The 23,670-nt window shown below is 72.1% G+C and carries 25 protein-coding genes and 1 tRNA gene; 12 read left to right on the forward strand and 14 right to left on the reverse strand.

Features of this window, described 5'->3' with window-relative positions:
* The first annotated feature begins 7 nt into the window (after nt 1-7).
* The gene (locus FB382_RS16425; RefSeq protein WP_343055642.1) at nt 8-637 is read left to right on the forward strand and encodes a 5-formyltetrahydrofolate cyclo-ligase; all 630 of its coding nucleotides are present in this window, start codon (nt 8-10) and stop codon (nt 635-637) included.
* 103 nt (nt 638-740) lie between these two features.
* Here the strand turns inward: FB382_RS16425 and FB382_RS16430 are convergent, their stop codons facing one another.
* A complete protein-coding gene (locus tag FB382_RS16430; RefSeq protein WP_182540809.1) occupies nt 741-3,380 on the reverse strand; it encodes a penicillin acylase family protein in 2,640 nt (879 codons plus the stop codon).
* Nucleotides 3,381-3,451: 71 nt separating this feature from the next.
* Here FB382_RS16430 and FB382_RS16435 point away from each other — a divergent pair, with 71 nt between their 5' ends.
* The 3 genes from FB382_RS16435 to FB382_RS16445 are packed head-to-tail and all read left to right on the forward strand — an operon-like array spanning nt 3,452 to nt 4,872.
* Nucleotides 3,452-3,775: an FmdB family zinc ribbon protein gene (locus tag FB382_RS16435; protein ID WP_182540810.1), complete on the forward strand. Its 324-nt coding sequence runs from the start codon at nt 3,452-3,454 to the stop codon at nt 3,773-3,775.
* Between the two features lie 54 nt (nt 3,776-3,829).
* Complete coding sequence (locus FB382_RS16440) at nt 3,830-4,450, forward strand: SAF domain-containing protein (protein WP_182540811.1); 621 nt, start codon at nt 3,830-3,832, stop codon at nt 4,448-4,450.
* 53 nt (nt 4,451-4,503) lie between these two features.
* A complete protein-coding gene (locus FB382_RS16445) occupies nt 4,504-4,872 on the forward strand; it encodes an MscL family protein (RefSeq protein WP_182540812.1) in 369 nt (122 codons plus the stop codon).
* A 1-nt stretch (nt 4,873) separates the two neighbouring features.
* Here FB382_RS16445 and FB382_RS16450 read toward each other — a convergent pair whose 3' ends face one another.
* Complete coding sequence (locus tag FB382_RS16450) at nt 4,874-5,071, reverse strand: hypothetical protein (protein ID WP_182541585.1); 198 nt, start codon at nt 5,069-5,071, stop codon at nt 4,874-4,876.
* 7 nt (nt 5,072-5,078) lie between these two features.
* Nucleotides 5,079-6,293: an LCP family protein gene (locus tag FB382_RS16455; protein ID WP_182540813.1), complete on the reverse strand. Its 1,215-nt coding sequence runs from the start codon at nt 6,291-6,293 to the stop codon at nt 5,079-5,081.
* A gap of 167 nt (nt 6,294-6,460) precedes the next feature.
* Between FB382_RS16455 and argS the strand changes: the two genes are divergently transcribed.
* Entirely contained in the window at nt 6,461-8,230 is a 1,770-nt protein-coding gene (gene argS / locus FB382_RS16460) for an arginine--tRNA ligase (RefSeq protein WP_182540814.1), read from the forward strand.
* Nucleotides 8,231-8,237: 7 nt separating this feature from the next.
* Here the strand turns inward: argS and FB382_RS16465 are convergent, their stop codons facing one another.
* Nucleotides 8,238-8,924 (reverse strand): hypothetical protein, encoded by a 687-nt coding sequence (locus FB382_RS16465; RefSeq protein WP_182540815.1) that lies wholly within the window; start codon nt 8,922-8,924, stop codon nt 8,238-8,240.
* A gap of 147 nt (nt 8,925-9,071) precedes the next feature.
* Between FB382_RS16465 and FB382_RS16470 the strand changes: the two genes are divergently transcribed.
* A tRNA-Arg gene (locus FB382_RS16470) sits at nt 9,072-9,147 on the forward strand.
* A gap of 33 nt (nt 9,148-9,180) precedes the next feature.
* Here FB382_RS16470 and FB382_RS16475 read toward each other — a convergent pair.
* Entirely contained in the window at nt 9,181-10,365 is a 1,185-nt protein-coding gene (locus FB382_RS16475) for a saccharopine dehydrogenase family protein (protein ID WP_125036472.1), read from the reverse strand.
* A gap of 72 nt (nt 10,366-10,437) precedes the next feature.
* Between FB382_RS16475 and FB382_RS16480 the strand changes: the two genes are divergently transcribed.
* Together FB382_RS16480 and FB382_RS16485 are read left to right on the forward strand one after the other, a co-directional pair.
* Complete coding sequence (locus FB382_RS16480; RefSeq protein WP_125036473.1) at nt 10,438-10,707, forward strand: DUF2277 domain-containing protein; 270 nt, start codon at nt 10,438-10,440, stop codon at nt 10,705-10,707.
* Nucleotides 10,704-11,534, forward strand: coding sequence for an NAD-dependent protein deacetylase (locus tag FB382_RS16485; protein ID WP_182540816.1), 831 nt, complete (start codon nt 10,704-10,706; stop codon nt 11,532-11,534). Before FB382_RS16480 ends, FB382_RS16485 begins: the two co-directional genes overlap by 4 nt.
* Before the next feature lie 9 nt (nt 11,535-11,543).
* On the opposite strand, the gene FB382_RS16490 is transcribed toward FB382_RS16485, so the two are convergent.
* Both FB382_RS16490 and FB382_RS16495 read right to left on the reverse strand, forming a co-directional pair.
* Entirely contained in the window at nt 11,544-11,915 is a 372-nt protein-coding gene (locus tag FB382_RS16490) for a hypothetical protein (RefSeq protein ID WP_182540817.1), read from the reverse strand.
* Between the two features lie 223 nt (nt 11,916-12,138).
* Nucleotides 12,139-12,825 (reverse strand): iron-dependent transcriptional repressor DtxR, encoded by a 687-nt coding sequence (locus FB382_RS16495; RefSeq protein ID WP_125036476.1) that lies wholly within the window; start codon nt 12,823-12,825, stop codon nt 12,139-12,141.
* 90 nt (nt 12,826-12,915) lie between these two features.
* Between FB382_RS16495 and FB382_RS16500 the strand changes: the two genes are divergently transcribed.
* From FB382_RS16500 to FB382_RS16510, 3 genes are all read left to right on the forward strand, one after another.
* Nucleotides 12,916-14,256 carry a cryptochrome/photolyase family protein gene (locus tag FB382_RS16500; RefSeq protein ID WP_182540818.1) on the forward strand — a complete coding sequence of 447 codons (1,341 nt, stop codon included), beginning with the start codon at nt 12,916-12,918 and terminating at the stop codon, nt 14,254-14,256.
* A complete protein-coding gene (locus FB382_RS16505; RefSeq protein WP_182540819.1) occupies nt 14,253-15,017 on the forward strand; it encodes a hotdog family protein in 765 nt (254 codons plus the stop codon). Before FB382_RS16500 ends, FB382_RS16505 begins: the two co-directional genes overlap by 4 nt.
* Before the next feature lie 78 nt (nt 15,018-15,095).
* Nucleotides 15,096-16,721 (forward strand): glycoside hydrolase family 13 protein, encoded by a 1,626-nt coding sequence (locus FB382_RS16510; protein WP_182540820.1) that lies wholly within the window; start codon nt 15,096-15,098, stop codon nt 16,719-16,721.
* Between the two features lie 19 nt (nt 16,722-16,740).
* On the opposite strand, the gene FB382_RS16515 is transcribed toward FB382_RS16510, so the two are convergent.
* The 7 genes from FB382_RS16515 to FB382_RS16545 all read right to left on the reverse strand — a co-directional run bounded on the left by FB382_RS16515 (nt 16,741) and on the right by FB382_RS16545 (nt 22,388).
* Nucleotides 16,741-17,181: a MarR family transcriptional regulator gene (locus FB382_RS16515; protein ID WP_182540821.1), complete on the reverse strand. Its 441-nt coding sequence runs from the start codon at nt 17,179-17,181 to the stop codon at nt 16,741-16,743.
* Nucleotides 17,182-17,222: 41 nt separating this feature from the next.
* Nucleotides 17,223-18,830 (reverse strand): MDR family MFS transporter, encoded by a 1,608-nt coding sequence (locus FB382_RS16520; RefSeq protein ID WP_343055643.1) that lies wholly within the window; start codon nt 18,828-18,830, stop codon nt 17,223-17,225.
* Nucleotides 18,831-18,974: 144 nt separating this feature from the next.
* A complete protein-coding gene (csrA, locus tag FB382_RS16525; RefSeq protein WP_182540822.1) occupies nt 18,975-19,205 on the reverse strand; it encodes a carbon storage regulator CsrA in 231 nt (76 codons plus the stop codon).
* Between the two features lie 37 nt (nt 19,206-19,242).
* A complete protein-coding gene (fliW, locus tag FB382_RS16530) occupies nt 19,243-19,632 on the reverse strand; it encodes a flagellar assembly protein FliW (protein WP_182540823.1) in 390 nt (129 codons plus the stop codon).
* 29 nt (nt 19,633-19,661) lie between these two features.
* Nucleotides 19,662-20,552: a flagellar hook-associated protein FlgL gene (flgL, locus tag FB382_RS16535; RefSeq protein ID WP_182540824.1), complete on the reverse strand. Its 891-nt coding sequence runs from the start codon at nt 20,550-20,552 to the stop codon at nt 19,662-19,664.
* Nucleotides 20,549-21,910 (reverse strand): flagellar hook-associated protein FlgK, encoded by a 1,362-nt coding sequence (gene flgK, locus FB382_RS16540; protein WP_182540825.1) that lies wholly within the window; start codon nt 21,908-21,910, stop codon nt 20,549-20,551. Before flgK ends, flgL begins: the two co-directional genes overlap by 4 nt.
* A 1-nt stretch (nt 21,911) precedes the next feature.
* Nucleotides 21,912-22,388 carry a flagellar export chaperone FlgN gene (locus FB382_RS16545; protein ID WP_182540826.1) on the reverse strand — a complete coding sequence of 159 codons (477 nt, stop codon included), beginning with the start codon at nt 22,386-22,388 and terminating at the stop codon, nt 21,912-21,914.
* A gap of 344 nt (nt 22,389-22,732) precedes the next feature.
* Here FB382_RS16545 and FB382_RS16550 point away from each other — a divergent pair, with 344 nt between their 5' ends.
* Nucleotides 22,733-23,578 carry a sigma-70 family RNA polymerase sigma factor gene (locus FB382_RS16550; protein WP_343055644.1) on the forward strand — a complete coding sequence of 282 codons (846 nt, stop codon included), beginning with the start codon at nt 22,733-22,735 and terminating at the stop codon, nt 23,576-23,578.
* Nucleotides 23,579-23,670 lie beyond the last annotated feature (92 nt).

Genomic DNA, 23,670 nt, shown 5'->3' on the forward strand with positions numbered 1-23,670 from the left:
TTGTTGCGTGGCCCCGCGGCAAATGCCCCAGAACCCGGACCCGGACTCCCCCGGACAGCACGCCGCCAAGGTGGCCCTGCGGGACCAACTGCTCACCGCCCGCAACCGGATGACGCTGCTCGAGGTGGGGGCGGCGGCCCGCGAGATCGCCGCCCACCTGCTGGCCACCACCGAGGTACGACGCGCCGGCACCGTCGCGGCGTACGTCGCCCTCGGCTCCGAGCCCGGCACCGCTCCCCTGCTCGACGCGCTGCTGGACGCGGGCAAGCGGGTGCTGCTGCCGGTGCTGCAGCCGGACGACGACCTCGACTGGGCGACCTACCGCGGCCGCGACTCCCTCGTCCCCGCCCGCCGGGGGCTGCTGGAGCCCGCCGGCGAGCGGCACGGCGTCGACGCGGTGGCCTGGGCCGACGTGGTGCTGGTGCCGGGGCTGGCGGTCTCGTCGTCGGGGCTGCGGCTGGGCCGCGGCGGCGGGTCCTACGACCGGGCGCTGGGGCGGGTGCCGGCCGGGACGTTCACGTGCGTGCTGCTCTATCCCGACGAGGTCGGGCTCGCCGTGCCGGCCGAGCCCCACGACCGTCGCGTCCTCGCGGCCGCCACGCCGGACGGCATCACGTCGTTGAATCGGGACTTCTGACCACTTCAATCGGGACTTCCCGTCACGCCGTGACCCCTCGGGTGGTCACAACTCCCGATTCGAGTGGTCGAAAGTCCCGATTCGAGTGACGAGAAGTCCCGATTCAACGGAGGGTAAGGGTGGCCTTCGCGGCGTCCTCGACGGCCGAGCGGGTGAACAGCCACGGCAGCGTCTCGCCGTCGGCCCACAGGTCGGTCTGGTCGGTGTAGTGGGCGCTGAAGGGGTGGCCGGAGACGCCGGTGAGGTTGATCCAGCGGGACTCGTCGAAGTCGCCGAGCGAGACCACCATCCGCATCGACGGGGCGCTGGTGACGTCGTAGCCGTCGGCGGCGTCCCACGAGGTGGCGTCGACGGCCGAGCTGCTGCCGCCGACCTCCCACGGGCCGCGGTTGACCAGCCAGCGCACCGGCGCGATGTCGGACTGGCCGAGCGACTGGCTCTGGAGGTCGAGCTGGTGCAGGTGGCCCCAGGTCCAGTCGTCGGGGCTCACCGACTCGCGGCGGGTGAGCTCGTCGCGCGCCTCGAGCAGGGCCCGGGTGAGGATGTCGTCGCGGGTCTCGACGGTGGTGTCGGTCGTCCGGTCGTCCCACCAGGCGTTGGAGGGGTCGCGCAGCAGCGTCTCCATGACCGCGATCCAGCGCTCGTTGCCGTCGGGCCAGAGGTCCTTGTCGAAGTCGTCGTGGAAGGTGTCGGCGAGGACGTTGCGCCACACGACGTTGAAGTACGCCGCGGCGGGGCTGTCGGCGGGCTGGCTGAAGTCCCACGTCCGCAGCAGTTGCTGGCCGGCCGAGTGGTAACCGCGCCGCAGCTTCACGTCGAGCAGGAACGGCACCAAGGTCGGGGCGATCGGGTTGTGGTCGTCGAGCTGGAGCGCGGCCATCTCGTCGACCGAGAGCTCCTGCTCGGAGTCGATGAGGTCGCGGATCCGCTGGGCGCGGTAGCCGCGGTCCCAGTCGTCGGTGAGGTGGTAGGGGTAGTCCGGCCCGATCACGGCCTGGTTGGCCGTGACGATGAACCCCTCGGCCGGGTTGAGGACCTGCGGCAGCCCGTCGAACGGCACGTAGTCGCCGGTCCAGTCGTTCTCCGGCCGCCAGCCGGCCACCGGCAGCAGCCCGTCGTTGCCGGACTTGCGGATCGGCACGCGGCCCGGCGCCTGGTAGCCGATGTGGCCCTCGCGGTCGGCGTAGACGAGGTTCTGGGCCGGCACGGCGAAGTCGGCGGCGGCCGCCCGGAAGGAGCGCCAGTCGGTGGCCTTGTCCAGCTCGAGGATCGCGTCGGCCGTCGGGGCGGGGTGCAGGGCGGTCCACTCCAGCGCCACGGCGTACGACGTGCCGTCGGGCAGCGCGGGCGCGCCCTCGACCCGGGCCTCCTCGCCCACGTCCGCGAGCTGGTCGGACACGTCGGAGAGGATCGGGCCGTGCCGCGTCGAGCGGACGGTCAGCGTCACGTCCTCGCCGCCGCGCACCTTGATCGTCTCGGTGCGCGTGCGCAGCGGCAGCAGCTTGCCGTCGTAGCGCCAGCGGTCGCCCTCGACCTTCTCGAGGTAGAGGTCGCTGACGTCGGGACCGAGGTTGGTGAAGCCCCAGGCGATGTCCTGGTTGTGGCCGATGATCACGCCGGGCACCCCGGAGAACGTGAAGCCGGCGACGTCCAGGGGGCAGCTCGGCGACAGCGTCGTGCAGTGCAGCCCCATCTGCATCCAGACGCCGGGCAGCGAGGTCGAGAGGTGCGGGTCGTTGGCCAGCAGCGGCTCGCCGGTCGCCGAGTGCTTGCCGTCGACCACCCAGCTGTTGCTGCCGATGCCCTCGCCGCGCCCGAGGAACGACGGCATCCGGTCCAGCCCGTCGCGCAGCGAGCGCAGCGCCGACCGGGCGCCGGCGGTGAACGCCGGACGCTGCGGGTTGCGGGTGCCGCCGGTGGTGGCGTCCTGCTCGAAGACGCCGTCGACGACCGTGCCCCGGCCGACGATCGGCGCGTTCTCGTCGTAGGGGTAGGGCGGGTAGAGGCTGGCGACCTGCTGCACGCTGTGGTCGGCCAGGGCCAGCACCCGGTCGATCTCGTCGGTCATGTTGCCGCGCAGGTCCCAGGCCATCGCCTTGAGCCAGGACAGGGAGTCGACGGGGGTCCAGTGCTCGGGCTCGTAGTCCAGGCCGCCGGCGTTCAGCACGGTGTACTCGACGGCGATCCGGCTCGGCGAGTGGGTGTCGAGGTAGGCGTTGACGCCGTCGGAGTAGGCCTCGAGGGCCTCGCGGGTCTCCGGCTCGAGCAGCGCCAGCTCGCGCTCGGCGACGCGGCGCCAGCCCATGGTCCGGACGTACTCGTCGCTCTCGAGCGCGGGCTCGCCGAACATCTCGGCCAGCCGGCCGGCGGTGGCGTGCCGACGCACGTCCATCTCGAAGAACCGCTCCTGCGCGTGCACGTAGCCCTGCGCGCGCATCAGGTCGTCGAGGTTGTCGCCGTAGAGCTGCGGGATGCCGTGGTCGTCGCGGACCACGGTCACGTCCGCGCTCAGCCCCGGCACGTCGATGGTGCCGGTGGTCTGCGGCAGCGGCCGCCGCACCAGGACCACGCCGGTGACCAGGCCCGCGAGCAGCACGAGCACCAGGCCGAGGGCGACGTACGACGCCACCCGCAGGGGCCGGGGCAACCCGAGGAACTCTCGCCACCAGGCGGCCACGGTGGCGCCCGGGGATGACGGGGCGGATCCGGCGGGGTCAGGGCGGCCGGGGGTGGTGGTCGTCATGGTGAAGGCCATTCTGCCGTGACGTACCATTGGCAGTCGTCAGGGCCGAGTGCCAGAACCTGAGGAGAACCGTGCCGACCTACCAGTACGCCTGCACCGAGTGCGGCCACGACTTCGAGCAGTTCCAGAGCTTCTCCGACGACGCGCTCACCGAGTGCCCGTCGTGCAACGGCAAGCTGCGCAAGGTCTTCAACGCCGTGGGCGTGGTCTTCAAGGGCTCCGGCTTCTACCGCACCGACAGCCGCAACGGAACGTCGTCGAGCACGCCCGCCAGCACCTCGGACTCCTCCAGCTCGTCGTCGGGCTCGTCGACCACCTCGACGAAGACCGCCGAGAAGGCCAGCACCACGTCCACGAGCTCCTCGTCCAGCTCGTCCAGCAGCTCCTCCGACTGACGACCCTGTGGAGAGCCGTCCCGCGCGGACGGATTCCTGCCTAGCGTCGGGGCCATGTCCCGCTCCGACCGCGCTCGCCGCCTCCTCGTCCGCGTACGCCGCGGGGTGCTGCGCCGCCGGCGCCTGCTCGCCGCGGCCCTGACCGCCGTCGCGGTCGGCTCCGGCGTGCACGCGGTCGTCGCCCCGCCCCCGCCCCGGATCACGGTGCTGGTCGCCGCGCGCGACCTGCCCGCGGGGTCGGTGCTGGCGCGCGCCGACCTGGCGGAGGCGTCGTACGCACCCGGGACCGTGCCGGACGGGCTCGCCGCGGACGCGGCCGGGCGGGTGCTGGCGGCTCCGCTGCGGCGGGGCGAGCCGGTCACCGACGTACGCCTGGTGGGTCCGGCGCTGACCGACGGCTATCCCGGCCTGACCGCCGTGCCGGTGCGCTTCCCGGACGCCGGGGCCGTCGCGCTGCTGCGCGTCGGCGACCGGGTCGACGTGGTGGCCGCCGACCCGCAGGGGGCGGGCGCGACGACGGTGGCGGCGGACGCGCCGGTGCTGGCGATCCCCGCCGCCGACCGGTCGGAGGGGACGCAGGGGCGGCTGGTGGTGCTCGGGGTGCCGGATGGTGACGTGGAGAGGCTGGCCGATGCCGCGGTGCGCTTCTTCCTGACGTTCGCCCTTTCGCAGTAGCGTCGCGGAGTCACATCACCGCCGCTCCCCTCGGGGCACGAAGGAGTCACACCATGACCGGATTCAAGAACTTCATCCTGCGCGGCAACCTGGTCGAGCTCGCCGTCGCCTTCATCATGGCCGGCGCGTTCGCGGCCGTCGTGACCGCCACCGTGGCGCTGATCATGGACCTCGTCGGCAAGGTGGGCGGCACCCCGGACTTCTCCAACTACACCCCGCACGGCATCCACGTGGGCGCCTGGCTCACGGCGCTGATCGCCTTCCTGATCATGGCCGCGGTCGTCTACTACCTGATCGTGCTGCCCTACACGAATGCCAAGGAGCGGTTCTTCCCGACCGAGCCGACCGGCACGCCGGCCGACGTCGCGCTGCTCACCGAGATCCGCGACCTGCTGGCGGCCCGTCAGGGTGGCGGCCTCTGACCTACCCGTGGTGGGGCGGGACCTGCGCCTTGAGCCAGGCCTCGCCCCGCTCCTCGCCGGACTCCCGGGAGCCGGGCTCACGCTCGTCGCTGGTGGTGTCCGGCAGCACGTCGCCGAAGACCGCGGCGAGGCGCCTGCGGCGCTGCCAGTCGGTCTCGGACTTGCTCTCTGGCCCCTTCTCGGGGTTCTTCTCGACCACGGTCACCTCAGGTGCAGAGGCCCGCGTCGGCGAGCGCCTGTGCGTCAGCCTCGTTGGGGCCGCCCTTGCCCGAGCCGCTCGGCGAGCCGGACCCGCTGGGCGAGGACGAGGTGCCGCCGGAGCTCGGCAGGTTGCCCGGCGTGATCACGTCGGTGGCAAGGCGCTTGGTCAGCGGCTCGTCCTTGGCGATCTTGTCCCAGACCTGCTTGGCCGCGGGGGTCCACACGAGGCGGTTGGGGTCGGCAGGGTCGGGGATGTTGGGGATCGTCAGGAACTGGATCTTGTCCAGGCCGATGTTGCGGAACTGGTAGCCCAGGTCACCGAGCTTCTTCAGCGAGCCGATGTCCTTGTCGAGCGTCAGCGACTTGGTCGCGGCCTCGAGGAACCGGACGATCTTGTAGGGGTTGGCGAGCGTGCCGGCCGAGAGCACCTGGTGGACCATCGAGGCGATGAACGCCTGCTGGCGCTTCATCCGGCCCACGTCGGAGCCGTTGCCGACGACGTAGCGCTCGCGCACGTAGTTGAGCGCCTGCTGGCCCTCGAGCTTGCGGGTGCCGGCGGGCAGGTCGATGCCGTGGGCGTGGTCGACGATGCCGGGCTCAGGGATGCAGACCTCGACGCCGCCGACGGCGTCGACCATGCCCTTGAAGCCCTCGAAGTCGACGACCACGAAGTGGTCGACGAGGACGCCGGTGAGCTGCTCGAACTGGTGGATCGTGCAGGCGGGGCCGCCCACCGAGTAGGCCTCGTTCCACATCACGTGGGTGCCGCCGGGGATGTCGCTGCCGTCCTCGGCCTTGCAGGTGGGCCGGTCGATCGCGGAGTCGCGCGGGATGCTGATGCCATAGGCGCGGGACCGGTCCGCGGACAGGTGGAGAAGGATCGTGGTGTCCGAGCGCTGGCCACCGCCGGTGAGGTTGTCGATGTTGCAGCCGCTGCAGTCGCGGCTGTCGGAGCCCATCACCAGGATGTTGAGCGGCTCCTGGGGGCCCTCGACCTTGATCTTGTCGGGACGGTCGCCGAGCTGGTTGGTCAGGTCGACGACGTTGAGGTTGCCGTTGAGGTGGCGGTAGATGAAGACGACCGACAGGCCGGTGACGAGACCGAGCACGACCACGCTGACCAGCAGCACCTTGGCGACCGTGTGCCTCTTGCGCACCTTGCCCCGGCGTTTGGGCGCGCCGTTGTCGGGCTGGGCATCGGTCTGCTCAGCGTCAGACATCGGTCACCTTCACGATCGGGGGCATGCATCAGGGGCGGCGCGTGACTCACGGCAGGGCGAACTTACGCGCAAGAACCAAATAGTCTCGCTGACCAGCCTGTTCCGACAAACCCTCGCCCAAACCCTCGCGTCCGCGAGTGTGACCGGACCCGCATACCCTGAGCCGCATGACCGCCCCTCCCGGCGCCGTGACCGGCTTCCCCAGCGACGTGCTCACCGACCGACTCCAGCGTGCACTCGGCGCCGCCTTCGGACCGGAGTACGCCGACGTCGACCCGGTCATCCGGCCCTCGCAGTTCGCCGACTACCAGGCCAACGTGGCGCTCGCGCTGGCCAAGCGGCTCGGCAGCAACCCGCGGGCGGTCGCCGACGCGATCGTGACCCACCTCGACGTCGCCGGGGTCGCCCAGGCGCCGGTCGTGAGCGGACCCGGCTTCGTCAACCTGACGCTGGCCGACCAGTGGCTCGCCGACCGGGTCACCGCGCTGGCCGCCGACCCGCGGCTCGCCGTACCGGAGCAGGAGCCGCTGGTCGTCCCGATCGACTACTCCGCGCCCAACGTGGCCAAGGAGATGCACGTGGGGCACCTGCGCACCACCGTGGTCGGCGACGCGCTCGCCCGCACGCTGGAGCACCTCGGCCACCGCGTCGTGCGTCAGAACCACATCGGCGACTGGGGCACCCCCTTCGGCATGCTCATCGAGCACCTGCTCGAGGTCGGCGAGCACTCCCCCGAGTCCGAGCTGCTCGTCAGCGACCCCAACGCCTTCTACCAGGCGGCCCGGGCGAAGTTCGACGCCGACGAGGCCGCCGGCGGGCAGGACTTCGCCGCGCGGGCCCGGCGCCGCGTGGTCTCGCTCCAGGCCGGCGACCCCGAGACGCTGCGGCTCTGGCACGAGCTGATCGAGCTGTCCACGACGTACTTCAACTCGATCTACTCGCTGCTCGACGTGACCCTGACCGACGACGACCTGGCCGGCGAGAGCAGCTACAACGACGACCTGCCCGGCATCTGCGACGAGCTGGAGCGCAAGGGCATCGCGACGATGAGCGACGGCGCGCTGTGCGTCTTCCTCGACGGCTTCACCGGCCGCGAGGGCAAGCCGCAGCCGCTGATCATCCGCAAGAGCGACGGCGGCTACGGCTACGCCACCACCGACCTCGCCACGATCCGGCACCGGGTCACCGACCTGCACGCCGACCGGGTGCTCTACGTCATCGGCGCGCCGCAGGACCTGCACCTGCGGATGGTCTTCGCGGCCGCGCGCGAGGCCGGCTGGCTGCCCGACGACGTCGAGGTCGTGCACGTCCAGATCGGCAACGTGCTCGGCCCGGACGGCAAGATCCTCAAGACCCGCTCCGGGGCACCCATCCGGCTGCGCGCGCTGCTCGACGAGGCCGTCGCCCGAGCGGCCGCCGGCCTGGCGGAGTCGCGGCCGGACCTCGACGAGGAGGAGCGGGCGGTGATCGCGCGCCAGGTCGGCATCGGCGCGGTGAAGTACGCCGACCTGTCGGTGGCCCACGACAGCGAGTACACCTTCGACCTGGACCGCATGGTCTCGCTCATGGGCAACACCGGCCCCTACCTGCAGTACGCCGCGGCCCGGATCCGGTCGATCCTGCGCCGCGCCGAGGAAGCCGAGGCCGTGGCCGGCGACGTCCGCGTCGGCGAGGAGGCGGAGCGCGCGCTGATGCTGGCGCTGCTCGGCTTCGCGCCGGTCGTCGTGCAGGTGGGCGAGGCCCTGGAGCCGCACCGACTGTGCACCTATCTCTTCGAGCTCGCGCAGACGTTCACGACGTTCTACGACAACTGCCCGGTCCTCAAGGGCGACGACCTCGACGTGCGGGCCTCGCGCCTCACGTTGTGCCGAGTGACCCTGGCCGTGCTCGACCAGGGTCTCGGCCTGCTCGGGATCGCGGCTCCCGAGCGGATGTAGCCGCCGTTCAGCGCACGACGTACCAGGTGGTGCCGGCCTTGGCGTCCTCGCCCTGGTCGCCGTCCTGGCACTGGTCGGTCTCGTCCTCGCCCTGGTCGTCGGCGTCGTCCTGGGCGTCGTCCTCGGTCTGGTTGTCGGTGCCGTCGCCGTCGGAGTCCTCGTCACCGTCCTCGGTGCCGTCGTCGTCGGAGTCGGCGTCGTGGGCGTTGGTGCCGAAGTCGTTCTCGTCCTCGTTGTCGATACCGTCCTGGTCGGCGTCGCCGTCGTCGGCCTGGCAGGACTCCTCGGCGTCGTCCTCGTCCTCGTTGTCGACGCCGTCCTGGTCGGCGTCCTCATCGCCGTCGAGGGTGCCGTCGTCGTCGGTGTCGGAGTCGGTCGGGTCGGTGGTCGAGGAGTCGTCGCCGACCTCGTCGCCGTCGTCGTCGCCGTCGTTGTCGCTGTCCTGGTCGCTGGGGTCGGTGTGGTGGCGGAACTCCTGGATGTTGCGAAGTCCGTCGCGGTCCTTGTCGCCCCGGGCGTTGGCCTTGTCGGGGTTGAGGCCGTGGCGCAGCTCCCAGCGGTTGGGCATGCCGTCGTGGTCGGAGTCGCCGCTGGCGGCGCTGGCGTAGGGGGCCGAGAGCGTGAGCAGGCCGGCGACGGCCATCGCCGACGTGGCCGAGACGAGCTTGAACGCGGAGTGGCTGAGCAGCGCCATGGGGGTCCTCCCGTGAACGGGGCCCGGCGTGCCGGGCAGTGTGACGTGGCGCACAGTGCGCCCGTCTGTCCACTACTTGTCGCGGCGAGTGCGGTTCGTTACGCCGACCGACCGAATGACAAGATGTGCGTCGACATCACGTCACCCGCCCCAGTAGCTCAGTGGATAGAGCAGCCGCCTCCTAAGCGAAAGGTCGCAAGTTCGACTCTTGCCTGGGGCACCATCCGGCGGCCGGTCGGCCGCCGGACGGGGTCGTTCAGTCGATGACCTCGAACCGGATGCCGGCGGCGACGAGGCGGGCCTTGAGGTTCTCGGCCATCGCCTGGGCGGTGGTGACCTGGCCGGCCACGTCCGGGTTGTCGTCGAAGGCCAGGCACAGGGCCGACTCGGCGAGCATCTTGGACGTCTCGCCGTAGCCCGGGTCGCCGCCCGAGACACGCGTGTGGACGACCCGGCCGTCGCCCTCGCCGACGAAGTCGACGGTGAACCAGGACTTCTCGCGCTTGGCCTCCCCCGGGCCCTCGCCCTGCTTGATCCGGCCGAGCAGGGCGTTGCGCAGCGGCTTGACCTGCGCCGCCAGGCCGAGGGCGGTGACGGCCCCGGCCCCGCCGGCGGCGTACCGGAGGGTCTTGGTGCCGGCGAAGTGGGAGTAGCGGAACTTCGGGCCGTACGACGCCAGCGCGGCGCCGCTGCGGGCCACGATGCTCGGGTCGATCGTCGGCAGCGGGAGCAGCCAGTAGCCGAGCAGCTTGTCGCGGTGCGGCCGGGCGGCGACGGCCTTCGACGAGCGACCCTCGGGCCGGGTCTCGGCCCGGCGGCGGGCGACGGCGGCCTGCTTGACCAGCTTGGTGCGCGAGAGCGCGGTCATCGCCGAGTGGAAGGTGCCGCCGGAGGCCATGCCGCTGGCGCGGACGACACCGCGCACCGTGACCGGGCCGGCCGCCTGGAGCTCCTGCACGGTGAACCAGGCCCCCAGGTCGTGCGGGATCGAGTCGAAGCCGCACGCGTGCACGATCCGGGCGCCGGTGCGCTCCGCGGTGGCGTGGTGGGCGACGTACATCAGGTCGACGAACTCCGGCTCGCCCGTGAGGTCGACGTAGTCGGTGCCGGCCTCGGCGCACGCGGCGACGAGCGGCTCGCCGAAGGTGATGTAGGGCCCGACGGTGGTGATCACGACGCGGGCGCGGCCGGCGACGTCGGCGAGCGAGGCCGGATCGGCGACGTCGGCGTGCAGCAGCTCGAGCAGCTTCAGCTCGGGGTCGATGTCGGCGAGGCGGTCGCGGACCCGCTCGAGCTTCTCGGGACTCCGGCCGGCCAGCGCCCAGCGCAGGCCGTCGGGGGCGTGCCGGGCGAGGTACTCGGCGGTGAGCTGACCGGTGAACCCGGTGGCTCCGAACAGGACGACGTCGAACTCGCGGTCAGCGTTGCGGGGAGCGGACATACCGCCAGTTTTGCACCCGGACGTCGCCGCGACGAGGGGGTGCCGCCCTCCGGACCGTCGTACCGTGGTCGCATGTGCCGCAACATCCGCCCCCTCAACAACTTCGAGCCGCCCGCGACCCGTGACGAGGTCACCGCGGCGGCGCTGCAGTACGTCCGCAAGGTCAGCGGGACGACCAAGCCGTCGGCCGCCAACCAGGCGGTGTTCGACCAGGCGGTCCGCGAGATCGCGCACCTGACGCAGCACCTGATCGACGACCTCGTCACGACCGCGCCGCCGAAGAACCGCGAGGTGGAGGCCGACAAGGCCCGCGCGCGGGCCCAGCTGCGCTACGCCCGATGACGGTCTCGGCCTCTCCGACGAGCGAGGCGACGTACGCCGACGCGCTGGCGCTGCTGCGCGGCCGGCCGCTCGTGGTGCTGACCGGGGCGGGGCTGTCGACCGACTCGGGGATCCCGGACTACCGCGGACCGGACAGCCCGGCGCGGATGCCGATGACCTACCAGGAGTTCGTGAGCGGGCCGGAGGCGCAGCAGCGCTACTGGGCGCGCAGTCACCTCGGCTGGGGGCGGATGAAGGGTGCGGACCCCAACGAGGGGCACCGCGCGCTGGCCCGGCTCGACCCCGGGCTGCTGATCACCCAGAACGTCGACGGCCTGCACGAGCGGGCCGGGTCCCGGAGCCTGGTGGCCCTGCACGGCCGGATCGCCGACGTCATCTGCCTGGGCTGCCGGACCACGTCGCCGCGGGCGGCGCTGCAGGCGCGACTGGGCGAGCTCAACCCGGACTTCGCCGCGCGGCACGCCGCGGTCGCGACCCGGCCCGACGGCGACGTCGACCTCGAGGAGACCGCCGGCTTCGTGGTGCCCGGGTGCGAGCAGTGCGGCGGGGTGCTCAAGCCCGACGTCGTGTTCTTCGGCGAGAACGTCCCGGCGCCGCGGGTCGAGCGCTGCTACGCCGCGGTCGACGCGCTGCCGGAGCAGGACGGCGCGCTGCTGGTGGCGGGCTCGTCGCTGACGGTGATGAGCGGCTTCCGGTTCGTGCGCCGGGCGGCCCGGGCGGGGACGCCGGTGGTGATCGTCAACCGCGGGACGACCCGCGGCGACGAGCTCGCGTCGTACAAGCTCGAGGTGGGGTGCAGTGAGTTCCTGACGGCGCTGGCCGCCTGAGCCCGCGGGTCAGACGGTCGCGAGCGGGAGCTCGGCCAGGTCGGTCGGGCCGGCCTCGTGGTCGCCGCGGCGGCGCAGGTCGCCGAGCAGGTCGACGACCTCGTGCAGCTCCAGGTCGTGGCGCAGCGGGTCGAGGCCCTCGAGCCGGTCCGCGGCCAGGTCGTCGGGCAGCCGCGCGCCCAGGTCGAGGGTGTAGACGGTGTCGTCGACCTCGAAGCCGATGTCGCGGACCTTGGCGGTCCAGTGCTCACCCTCGGCGGTGCGCAGGACCACGGCCTCGCCGAACTCCAGCCCCCGCGTCAGGCTCGTCGCGGAGTGGGCGACGACGACCGTGTCGTCCTCGCGTCCCGGTGCCAGCTCGATGACCTCGATGAGCTCCATGCTGCGTGTCCCCCTTGTGCCGGTCCCCCGACCGAGTGCCGCGACCACCTCGTCGGACGGCGTCGTCCCCCGACGACACCCTGGGTCCGACGGCCACGGGTTGCGCAGAAGGTACCCGGCAAAGATCCACGGGAGATCCACAAGAAGGTAAAGATTCGACCTGTGGGACGAGACGTCCAGACCGGTCGATTGCGGACCCGGAAGGTCCGGAATCCCGGAGGAGTCAGAGCTTGCGCACGAAGATGTGGTCGGCCGCCTCGGGCACGATCTCGGCGGTCTCGCCGCCCGACCCGACCAGCACGCCCTCCTCGGTGGCGATGACCGTGACCGTCTTGTCCGGCAGGGCCCCGACCCGGCGCAGCGCGCTCATCAGCGACTCGTCCTTCTGCATCTCCTCGGAGATGCGGCGCACCAGGACCCGGCCCTCACCGCTGGTCGCGGCGCGGGACAGCGACTCGACGCCGTCCATGAAGTCCTCGCTGACCGAGCTCTCGCCCAGCTCGTCGAGGCCCGGGATCGGGTTGCCGTAGGGCGACTCCGTGGGATGGCCGAGCAGCTCGACGAGGCGCCGTTCGACGGTCTCGGACATGACGTGCTCCCAGCGGCACGCCTCCTCGTGCACCAGCTCCCAGTCGAGGCCGATCACGTCGGTGAGCAGCCGCTCGGCGAGGCGGTGCTTGCGCATCACGCGCGTGGCGAGCCGGAGCCCCTCATCGGTGAGCTGGAGGTGGCGGTCGCCCTCGACGGTCAGCAGGCCGTCGCGCTCCATGCGCGCCACGGTCTGGGAGACCGTCGGGCCGCTCTGGTGCAGGCGCTCGGCGATCCGGGCACGCAACGGGACGATGCCCTCCTCGACCAGCTCGTAGATGGTCCGGAGGTACATCTCGGTGGTGTCGATCAGATCGCTCACCGGACCATTCTGTCCTACGGCCCCGCGCGCGGGGCCGGCCCGGTCGGTGTCGTCGGGGGGTGTCGGGGGCGGGTGGCAGCATGGGGGTCGATGCCAGCCGTCATGTGGTTCCGCCGCGACCTCCGCCTCGGGGACAACCCCGCCCTGCTCGAGGCCTGCGCCGACGGGGACGTGCTCCCCCTCTTCGTGCTCGACCCGGCGCTGTGGGGACCCTCCGGCGACGTGCGCCGCGCCTACCTCGCCGTCTCGCTGCGTGCCCTCGACGAGTCGCTGCGCGAGCTGGGTGCCTCGCTGTCCGTCGTCGAGGGCGACCCGGTGGAGCGGGTGCCGGCCGCGGCCCGTGAGGTCGGCGCGAGCCGGGTCCACGTGGCCGCCGACTTCGGCCCCTACGGCCGCGCCCGGGACGAGCGGGTCTCGGCCGCCCTGGGCGATGCGGGGATCGACCTGGTCCGCACCGGCTCGCCGTACGCCGTGGCGCCGGGGCGGGTGACCAACGGGTCCGGCGACCCCTACAAGGTGTTCACGCCGTTCTCGAAGGCGTGGGCCGACCACGGCTGGCGTGGACCCGTCGACGCCCCGACGCACGGGTCCTGGCTGGCGCTGGACGACACCGTCGACCTCCCCGAGCCGACCCTCCCCGACGGGCTGGAGCTGCCGGCGGCCGGCGAGGCCGAGGCGCGGCGCCGGTGGAGCGACTTCCTCGACCGCGTGGCGGACTACGCCGACGACCGCGACAAGCCGGGCGTGGCGGGCACCTCCCACATGTCGGTGCACCTCAAGTGGGGCGAGATCCACCCGCGCACCCTCCTCGCCGACCTCGCGCGGCTGCGCAGCGAGGGGGCGGCGACCTACCGCAAGGAGCTGGCCTGGCGGGAGTTCTACGCCGACGTGCTGGCCGCCCGGCCCGAGACGGCACGCGACTACCTCCGGCCGGAGTTCGCGGCGATGCCCCACGACGAGCCGGGCGCGGCCTACGACGCCTGGCGGGAGGGGCGCACGGGCTTCCCGGTGGTCGACGCCGGGATGCGCCAGCTGCGCGCGACCGGCTGGATGCACAACCGGGTGCGGATGATCGTGGCCAGCTTCCTGGTCAAGGACCTGCACCACGAGTGGCAGCACGGCGCCCGCCACTTCATGCGCTGGCTCGTCGACGGTGACCTCGCCTCCAACCAGCACGGCTGGCAGTGGACGGCCGGGTGCGGCACCGACGCCGCGCCGTACTTCCGCGTCTTCAACCCGACCAGCCAGGGTCGCACGTTCGACCCGGCCGGCGCCTACGTCCGGCAGTGGGTGCCCGAGCTGGCCGGGGTGTCCGACCCGCACGACCCCGACGAGGCGACCCGGCGCGAGGTGGGCTACCCGCTCCCGGTCGTCGACCACGCAACCGAACGCAAGGAGGCCCTGAACCGGTGGGAGAGCATCAGACGATGACCCGGGAGCTGATCGTGCCGCGCCGGTTCTGCGGGCCGCCGTCGTCGGGCAACGGCGGCTGGACCTCCGGCGCCCTGGCGGCCCTGGTCGACCCCGACCCGCGGGCCCGGTCCTGGCCGACGGTCCGGGTCGCGCTGCGGCAGCCGCCCCCGCTCGACACCCCCATGACGGTGGCCGAGGAGGACGGCGCGACCGTCGCGACGTTCGGCGGTGCCGTGGTGGCCCGGGCCAGCGTCGTGGACGACGAGCCGGCGGTGGTGGAGCCGGTCCCGCCGGCCGAGGCGCGGGCCGCGATGGCGTCCTACCCCGGCCTCGTCTCGCACCCCTTCCCCACCTGCTTCGCGTGCGGCACCGACCGCGCCGAGGGCGACGGGCTGCGGATCTTCGCGGGGCCGGTCACCGAGCAGGACGGCGCGACCCGGATCGCGGCCGTCTGGCGGCCGCACCCCAGCACCGGCGACGACTTCCAGCAGACCCGCGACGAGCTGCCGCGCGCGTCGCTGCCGGTGACCTGGGCGGCGCTCGACTGCATCGGCGGCTGGGCCGGCGACCTGACCGAGCGCCTCATGGTGCTGGCCGGCATGACCGCCCGCGTCGACGCACTGCCGGTGATCGGCGAGGAGCACGTGGTCGTCGGACTGGCCCGCGGGCAGGAGGGGCGCAAGACCTTCACCGCCGCCACGCTGTACGACGCCGACGGGCGCGTGGTCGCGACCGCCGAGCACGTGTGGGTGGCCGTGGACCCCGCGGCGTTCACCTGAGGCCATCCCCGACGGTGGCCCGTGAGTCCGGCCACGCCGGGTTGACCGTGGCCGGGCGTCTTGGGAAGGATCCTTCCCATGGGTTTGAACGATCAAAACGAGTGGTGGCGGCACGCGGTCACCTACCAGGTCTACGTCCGCAGCTTCGCCGATCTCGACGGTGACGGCATCGGCGACCTGCCGGGGATCACCTCGCGACTGCCCTACCTGCGCGACCTCGGCGTCGACGCGCTGTGGATCACGCCCTTCTACACCTCGCCCCAGAACGACCACGGCTACGACGTCGCGGACTACACCGACGTCGACCCGCTCTTCGGCAGCATCGGTGACGCGGACGCGCTGCTCGACCGCGCCCACGAGCTCGGCCTGAAGGTGATCGTCGACCTGGTCCCCAACCACTCCTCCGACCAGCACGAGTGGTTCCGGGCCGCCCTGGCCGCCGGCCCCGGCAGCCCCGAGCGGGCGCGCTACCTCTTCCGCGATGGCCGCGGCAAGGCCGGCGAGCTGCCGCCCAACAACTGGGAGTCGGTCTTCGGCGGTCCCGCGTGGACGCGCGTCGAGGACCCTTCGACAGGCTCAGGACAACGCGGCCAGTGGTACCTCCACCTCTTCGACAGCACGCAGCCCGACTTCGACTGGCGCAACCCCGAGGTCGGCGACCTGTTCGAGGACGTGCTGACGTTCTGGCTCGACCGCGGCGTCGACGGGTTCCGTGTCGACGTGGCGCACGGGCTCTTCAAGGTCGAGAGCCTGCGCGACCAGGAGATCGCCGAGGACGAGGTCCCCGAGGCCTCCGCTGCCTCCGCCGCGCCGCCCTCGAGCATGGTGGAGCGCACCCTGCGCGACGAGCCCATGTGGGACCAGCCCGAGGTGCACGACGTCTACCGCCGCTGGCACCGGATCCTGGAGAAGTACGACGGCGACCGGATGACCGTCGCCGAGGCCTGGACCCAGACCCCCGAGTCGATGGCGCGCTTCGTGCGACCCGACGAGATGAGCCAGAGCTTCAACTTCAGCTGGCTGCTCGCGCCGTGGTCGGCCTCGGCGTTCGCGGACGTGATCACCGGGACGCTCGACGCACTGGCTCCCGTCGGGGCCTCACCCACGTGGGTGCTGAGCAATCACGACGTGATCCGCCACGTGACCCGCTACGGCGGCGGCCCGGTCGGCCTGGCGCGCGCGAAGGCCGCGACCATGACGATGCTGTCGCTGCCCGGCTCGGCCTACCTCTACCAGGGCGAGGAGCTCGGCCTGGAGCAGGACGAGGTGCATCCGGACTTCCGGCAGGACCCGTCGTGGTTCCGCACCGGCGAGGAGGGCCGGGACGGCTGCCGCGTGCCGATCCCATGGAGCGGCTCGGCCGCGCCGTTCGGCTTCGGCCCCGGCACCGGCCAGCCCTGGCTGCCGCAGCCCTCGTCCTACGCCGGCCTCTCGGTCGAGGCGCAGCAGGACGACCCGACCTCCACGCTCTCGTTCTACCGCGAGGCGCTGGCGGCCCGGCGCGCCCACGCGACCGGCATCGACGACCACGTCGAGATGATCGACCTGGGCGAGGACGTCCTCGCGTTCCGCCGCGGGCCGGTCACCGTCGTGCTGAACTGCGGCACCGCAGCCGTCGCGCTCCCGGCGGGCGACGTACTGCTCGCGAGCGGAGCGGTCGAGGACGGCAAGCTCCCCGCCGACACTGCGGTCTGGCTGGGCTGATCCTCGGGGGTTGCCGTCCTCAGTCGAGGGCGCCGTTGTAGCGACCGAGCGACTCCACCAGCCCGCGCAGGTCGTCGTCGGACCAGTCCGAGAGCCGTTCGTCGAGCCAACGCCGGCGCTCGGAGGAGACCTCGGCCAGGCGGCGTACGGCGCTCTCGCTCGCCGAGACCAGCGTCGCCCGGCCGTCGTCGGGGTCCGGCTGCCGGTCGACCAGGCCGAGGTCGACCAGGTGCTGCACCTGCCGGCTGATGGCGCCCTTGTCGACGTCGAAGGTCCCGGCGATCGCCGAGGACCGCATCGGCCCACTCTCGGCGAGGTAGGCCAGCAGGAGGTACGACGCGGGCTGCAGGTCCGGGTGGACCGCACGCGAACGCTCGCCGATGACGCGCCTGATCCGCCGGATCAGCACGCCGACCTCGTGCTCGAGCTGCCGCAGCGACTCGGGACGGGACGCGCTCACACGGGTGATCGTAGGGCCGGAGGTCGTGCTGCTCACCGCGGTCACCGGGCCGCGAGCTCGGACGTCGCCTCGGGGGCGAGGTCGGCGTCGGTCAGGTTGCTGGTGCGCAGCGGCACCTCGCGGATGAACGCGACGCAGACCAGCGCCAGCACCGCGAAGGGCATCGCGACGAGGAAGAGCTCGCCGATCGAGGCGCCGAAGGCGTGCTCGAAGACGACTCGCACCGGAGCGGGCAGGGCGGCCAGGTCCGGGATGGAGTGGCTCTCGGCGCCGTCGGTGCTCACGCCGATCGCGGCCAGGCCGGACGCGACCTTGTCGGCGACCTGGTGGCTGAGCAGCGCGCCGAGGGCCGAGACGCCGATCGAGCCGCCCATCGAGCGGAAGAACGCGACGACCGAGCTGGCCGCCCCCATGTCCGACTGGGTGGCGTTGTTCTGCACGGCGAGGACGAGGTTCTGCATGGTGGCGCCGAGGCCGAGGCCGAGGATCGCCATGAACAGGCCGACCACCGCGAGGTTGGTGGTGTCGTCGACCTGGCCGAGCAGGCCGAGCCCGGCGATCACGAGGACCATGCCGCCGACCAGCCAGCGCTTCCAGCGGCCGGTGTCGCTGATGATGCGGCCGGTGATGATGCTGGAGACGAGCAGGCCGCCGACCATCGCGATCGACATCAGGCCGGCGCGGGTGGGGCTCATGCCGCGGGCGAGCTGGAAGTACTGGCTGAGGTAGACCGTGGAGCCGAACATCGCGACGCCGATGAACACCGAGGCGGCGGTGGCGAGCGCCGTGGTGCGGTCCTTGAACAGGCGCAACGGGATGATCGGCTCGGCCGCGACCCTCGCCTCGACGTACACCGCGGCGGCGACGACGAGCAGGCCGGCGACGACGAGCAGCGCGCTGGTGGCCGAGCCCCAGGCGAACTGGTTGCCGGCGAGGGAGACCCACACGAGCAGGATCGAGACGCCGGAGACGATGAGCGTGGCTCCGAGGTAGTCGATCCTGACGTCGCGCTTCACGACCGGCAGGTGCAGGGTCTTCTGGAGCAGGACGAACGCCGCGAGGGCGACGGGCAGGCCGACGAAGAAGCAGCCGCGCCAGCCGAGGGCGCTGTCCACGATCACGCCGCCGATGAGCGGGCCGCTGACGGTGGCGAGCGCGAAGACCGCGCCGAGGTAGCCGGAGTAGCGGCCGCGCTCACGCGGGGACACCATCGTCGCGATCACGACCTGGACGAGGGCGGTCAGGCCGCCGACGCCGAGGCCCTGGACGACGCGGGCGCCGATCAGGACGGCCATGTTGGGGGCGACGGCCGCGACCAGCGAGCCGACGGAGTAGATGACCAGAGCGCTCTGCACCAGCAGCTTCTTGCTGAACAGGTCGGCGAGCTTGCCCCAGATCGGGGTGGTCGCGGTCATCGCCAGCAGCGTCGAGACGACCACCCACGTGTAGCCGGACTGGCTGCCGTGCAGGTCCGAGACGATCCGCGGCAGCGCGTTGCTCACGACCGTGCTCGACAGCATCGCGACGAACATCGCGAGCAGGAGGCCGCTGAGCGCCTCCATCACCTCGCGGTGCGTCATCGGGACGCCGGCCTCGGACGAGGCGGGGCCCGATGTGGGGGTGGACGGGGGGACGGTCTGGCTGCTCACGGATGCTCGCTTCACGGAAGAGATAAGGTTGCTGATGGCAACTATATTCCGAAAAGGTTGCATCCGGCAACCAATGAGACGACCGCCACTCGTCAACACGCGACGGGTGGGCGCCGTACGCCGTCAACGAACGACGGGTCGGCGTCAGTCGTGGTGCAGGGCGCGGGTGAGGCTGGCGACGACGTCCTCGCTCGGGGACGCCGACTGGCGGTTGCTCTCCTCGAGCTGGGCGAGCAGCTCGGCGCGGTGGACCTTCAGGGAGCGCGGAGCGTCGATGCCGACGCGGACGACGTCGCCGCGCACCTCGAGGATCGTGATGGTGATGTCCTCGCCGAGGACGACGCTCTCCCCCGCACGACGACTCAGAACCAGCATGCCGCCACGCTACCGGTAGCGCCCGAGCGCATCCGATTCACCCGAGCAGGGGTGCCGCGACGGGCAGGCCGGGGGCGTCCAGGACGATCTGCCCGCCACGTCGGGTGGCCGGATTGACCAGGACCGGGGCGGCGAGGTTGGCCGTGGTCGTCGCCAGCGAGCCGCCGGCCGCGTTGAGGACCACGAGGAGCAGTACGTCGTCCGACGACTCGATGGCGAGGTCGGACAGCACGTCGTCCTCGACCTCGGGGGCGTAGTCGGGGAAGAAGCGGCCCGGCGGGGCCACCAGGAAGCGCAGGTCCGGCTCGTCCAGCGACGTCATGCTGCACAGCACGCCGTCGTCGTCGAGCTGCACCAGCGCGAAGCGCCGGCGCTCGGGGAATCCGGGCATCGGCCGCACCATCTCGATGACGGGCACGTCGGTCATGGGTTCTCCAACCGCTGGGGACGGGGCCATCATCGCAAGAAGTCCAGCAGGCTCGGCTGGATGACCTTCGCCGTGGCGGCGAGCGCGGCCTGGTAGGCGACCTGCTGCAGCTGGAGGTCGACGGTCGCCTTCGGCAGGTCGGTGTTCTCGATCTCGGAGAGCGCCGAGGTCAGCGACAGCTCGGCGTCCCCGGCCTTCTGCCGGGCCTGCTCGATGCGGACGGTCCGGGTGCCGACATCCGTCTGCGCGTTGGTGATCCGCGTGCCGTCCTTCCCGAGGACGTCGATGGCCTGGGTGATGCCGGTTGCGTCACCGGCCTTCAGTGCCGTCGACAGGGCGGTCAGGTGGTCGAAGACCGAGTCGCCGTCGATGCCGAACGCGGCCGGTCCGTCCTGGTCGACGCGGATCTTGACGCCGTCGGCGACGGTGCGCACCACCTCGCCCGGCTTGCCGATGTAGGCCCCGGTGGCGTCGTACGCCGCGGCGCCGGACGTGATGCCGCCGAACACCGGCCGGCCGAGGTAGGTGGCGTTGGCCTCGCTGATCAGGCCCGCCCGGATCTGGTCGACCTCGGCCGCCATCCCGCGCAGCGCGTCCGGCCCGTTGGCGCCGGTGTTGGCTCCGTTGATGGCGACCTCGCGGGCGCGGCGGACCTGGCTGGTCATGCTGGAGAGGGTGGTGTCGACCTGATCGAGCCAGCCGACGCCGTCGTCGGCATTGCGGGCGTACTGCTGATGGTCCGCCACCGACGAGCGCAGCCGCATGGCGGCGGTGGCGCCGGTCGGGTCGTCCGACGGCCGGTTGATGATCCGGCCGGTGGAGAGCTGCTCCTGGATGCGCGAGACGCGGCCCAGGCCGACCTGCAGGCCGTCGAGGGCTCGGTGGCTGAGCATGGTCTGGGTGACGCGGGTGACGGTCATCGGGTCATTCCGGTGCGGTTGATGAGGGTGTCGAGGACGGAGTCGAGGGTCGTCATCAACCGGGCGGCGGCCTCGTAGGACCGCTGGGCCGTGAGCATGTTGACGGTCTCCTCGTCGAGGTTGACGCCCGCGAGCTGCTCGCGGCTGGTGTCGACCTGGCTGGTCAGGGTCTGCTGGGTGTCGGCGCGGCGACGGACGGAGGCGACCTGGGTGCCGAAGCCGTTGACGAGGCGCTGGTAGGGGTCTTCGATCGCGATGGCGCCGATCAGGGCGTCGGCGTTGCCGGCGTCGAGACCGCCACCGGGCACCGACGACGCCGCGACGAGCGCCGGGTCGGCGATGGAGACCCGCAGGCTGCCGGCCGGGTCCGCGGCGTCGTACGAGAAGAGTGGAGTGCCGGGAGCGCCGTTCGCGTCGAATCCCTTGCCGTGCTGGGTGTTGAGCGCGTCGGCGAAATCCTTGGCGATCGCGTCCAGCCCGGATGCGTAGTCCGGGAGCGTGTGGTCGACGAGCTCGGCGATCGCGCCGATGGTGCCGCCGAGGGCGCCGGGCACGGTGGTGCCGGCCGGACTCACGGTGAACGTCGTCGGACTGCCGGCCGAAGCGCCGATCGTCCCGGCAGCCTGGCCGCTGACCAGGGACACCCCGTTGAGCGCGACGTCCATCGTGCCGTCGTCACGGATCGTCGCGGCCGCGCCGGTGAGCTCGGAGAGGCGCAGCGCGAGCCGGTCCCGGGTGTCCTCGAGCGTCGTCGCGTCGGACCCGGTCAGCTTGGCCGAGGCCAGCGACCGGTTGGTGTCCGCGAGGTCGGCGGCGACCGTGTTGACCTCGGTCAGCGTGACGTCGAGGCGGCCGCGCTGGTCGGCGCTCTCGGTGGCGATGTTGTGCGACTGAAGTCGCACCGCGTCGGCAAGGGTGCTCGCCTTGCCCAGCATCTGGCTGCGCGACGCCTCGCTGCCCGGGTTGTTGACCAGGTCGTGAAGCGCCTTGCGGAAGTCCGTGACCGCGGCGGAGACCCCCTGGTCGCCGGGCTCGGCGAAGCCGGTCTCCACGCGGGCCAGCACGGCCGCCTGGGTGTCGAGGTAGGACTGGTTGCCGTGCTCGACCCGCGACCGGGCGTCGAGGAACGGGTCGACCAGCCGGGTGATGCCCGTCGCACGGACGCCGTTGCCGTAGTCCTGCGAGCGCGACCACAGCGCCGGAGTCACTCCTGGGGCGAGGGTCTCGCCGGCCACGCGACGACGTACGTAGCCCTCGGTCGTCGCGTTCGCGACGTTCGTGCCCGCCACGTCCAGGGCGATCTGCTGGTAGCGCAGCCCGCTCAGGGCCGTGTTGAGAGACGAGAAGGTCCCACTCACGTCACAGGCTCCGGTCCAGCTGCACGCTGCGGGCGGCCTCGCCGACCGTGGTGCCGGAGGGCGTGTAGGTCTGGGCGGACCCGCTCAGGCCGAGGAGCGTCTCGTGCGCGGCGCGGAGGCCGGCGGAGATCAGGCCCCGGTTGGCCTCGGCGACGCGGGTGATGGCCTCGCTGGTGGCCGCGAACGCGTCGCGGTGGTCGGCCAGGATCGAGGACCAGGGCTCGTCGACGGCGGCGATGAGCCCCGACAGGCTGGGGTTGGGCGCGAGGCCCAGGACGCCCGCGGCCTCGTCGGCCGCGATCGCACGCATCAGCTCGACGTCGCGGACCTGGTCGAGCACGGTCTCGACGTCGCGGGCGGCGGCCGCCAGCCAGCGGGTCTGCCCGTGGGCCATGACCAGCTGCTCGACCTCGAGCCGGTAGTGCAAGGTCTCCAGCAGCTCGCGCTCACGCCAGAGGATCAGTGACAACTTCTCCACGATGCGGCCCCCTCACTCGTGCGCGGTGGTTTTCGGTGTCACCACCCACCATCGGCAGGGAGCGCGGTTACTGAGGGGTTTGGCCGAAGAGTGTCGAAGCGGCCCACGCGGGGGCCGCCGCGGGCTATCGTCGTGGGCACCGCGACGCCCTCGCGATCGCAGGTCAACGGCAGGTTACCGACGGGTTTGGCCCAGACGGGCCATGCCGGATGGCCGTTCGGGGGATGACGCCGAGGGCCATTCGGTCCCTTTCGGCAGCCGAAGCCCGCTCATTTGAAATTCTCTTTACTTTCCTTCGCAAAAACCCGGACAACGTCGCCCGGTGGACTGAACAATCGCCGATCGTGACCCCCCACCACAACGTCCCGCCGGGCTCCGAGGCGTTGATCGTCAAGCACATGGCACTGGTCGGACACATCGTCCGCGAGACCATCGCCAGGGTGCCGTCCCACGTGGACCGCGACGACCTCACCTCGGCCGGACTCGCCGCCCTCGTGCAGGCTGCGCACGCCTTCGACGAGTCGCGTGGCGTCCCCTTCAGCCGGTACGCCGCCACCCGCGTGCGCGGCGCCATCGTCGACGAGCTGCGCAGCATCGACTGGGCCTCGCGCTCGGTCCGCCGTCGCGCCCGCGAGCTCGACGCCACCCGCACCACCCTGGCCAACAGCCTGGGCCGTCCCGCGACGGACGCCGAGGTCGCCAGCTCCGCCGGCCTGTCGGTCGAGGACGTCGTGGCCAACGGTGACGACGTGGCCCGCGCCCAGGTCCTCTCCCTCCACGCCTCGGAGGACAACTCCTTCGCCGAGACCCTGGTCAGCACCACCCCGAGCCCGGAGGTCCAGGCCGAGCACGCCGAGCGGCTCACCTACCTCTCCGAGGCCGTGGCCGAGCTTCCCGAGCGGATGCGGATCGTCGTGGAGCAGTACTTCCTCAACGAGCGGCCGATGGCCGAGATCGCCGAGACCCTCGGCGTCTCGGAGTCCCGCATCTCCCAGATCCGCGCCGAGGCACTGATCCTCCTGCGCGACGCGCTCAACCACGAGCTCGAGCCCGAGCTCGTCGTGCCGCACGCCCGGCCGCAGGGCTGCGCCGCCCAGCGCCGCGAGGCCTACTTCGCCGCCGTGGCGACCCGCCACGCGGCCGGCGTACGCCGCATGGCCGGCGGCACGCCGGTCAACGCGACGGCCTAGAAACTTCGCAGAAGTTCCTCAACCCCCTGCCCTGCTGGCCGAAGGAACAGGCACGGAGCCCACGGACGGGCTCCAGCTCTGACTCGAATCCA

Origin of the sequence: Nocardioides ginsengisegetis, from assembly GCF_014138045.1 — a bacterium.
GTDB classification, from domain to species: domain Bacteria; phylum Actinomycetota; class Actinomycetes; order Propionibacteriales; family Nocardioidaceae; genus Nocardioides; species Nocardioides ginsengisegetis.

Bases quoted from the DNA above. Each gene is read 5' to 3' on its own strand.
- csrA (WP_182540822.1), bottom strand. From the start codon at position 19,205: ATGCTGGTTCTGAGTCGTCGTGCGGGGGAGAGCGTCGTCCTCGGCGAG.
- flgL (WP_182540824.1), bottom strand. From the start codon at position 20,552: ATGACCGTCACCCGCGTCACCCAGACCATGCTCAGCCACCGAGCCCTC.
- FB382_RS16455 (WP_182540813.1), bottom strand. From the start codon at position 6,293: ATGTCTGACGCTGAGCAGACCGATGCCCAGCCCGACAACGGCGCGCCC.
- FB382_RS16445 (WP_182540812.1), top strand. From the start codon at position 4,504: ATGACCGGATTCAAGAACTTCATCCTGCGCGGCAACCTGGTCGAGCTC.
- FB382_RS16510 (WP_182540820.1), top strand. From the start codon at position 15,096: ATGGGTTTGAACGATCAAAACGAGTGGTGGCGGCACGCGGTCACCTAC.
- FB382_RS16475 (WP_125036472.1), bottom strand. From the start codon at position 10,365: ATGTCCGCTCCCCGCAACGCTGACCGCGAGTTCGACGTCGTCCTGTTC.
- FB382_RS16485 (WP_182540816.1), top strand. From the start codon at position 10,704: ATGACGGTCTCGGCCTCTCCGACGAGCGAGGCGACGTACGCCGACGCG.
- FB382_RS16480 (WP_125036473.1), top strand. From the start codon at position 10,438: ATGTGCCGCAACATCCGCCCCCTCAACAACTTCGAGCCGCCCGCGACC.
- FB382_RS16505 (WP_182540819.1), top strand. From the start codon at position 14,253: ATGACCCGGGAGCTGATCGTGCCGCGCCGGTTCTGCGGGCCGCCGTCG.
- FB382_RS16490 (WP_182540817.1), bottom strand. From the start codon at position 11,915: ATGGAGCTCATCGAGGTCATCGAGCTGGCACCGGGACGCGAGGACGAC.
- FB382_RS16440 (WP_182540811.1), top strand. From the start codon at position 3,830: ATGTCCCGCTCCGACCGCGCTCGCCGCCTCCTCGTCCGCGTACGCCGC.
- FB382_RS16430 (WP_182540809.1), bottom strand. From the start codon at position 3,380: ATGACGACCACCACCCCCGGCCGCCCTGACCCCGCCGGATCCGCCCCG.
- argS (WP_182540814.1), top strand. From the start codon at position 6,461: ATGACCGCCCCTCCCGGCGCCGTGACCGGCTTCCCCAGCGACGTGCTC.
- FB382_RS16500 (WP_182540818.1), top strand. From the start codon at position 12,916: ATGCCAGCCGTCATGTGGTTCCGCCGCGACCTCCGCCTCGGGGACAAC.
- FB382_RS16465 (WP_182540815.1), bottom strand. From the start codon at position 8,924: ATGGCGCTGCTCAGCCACTCCGCGTTCAAGCTCGTCTCGGCCACGTCG.
- fliW (WP_182540823.1), bottom strand. From the start codon at position 19,632: ATGACCGACGTGCCCGTCATCGAGATGGTGCGGCCGATGCCCGGATTC.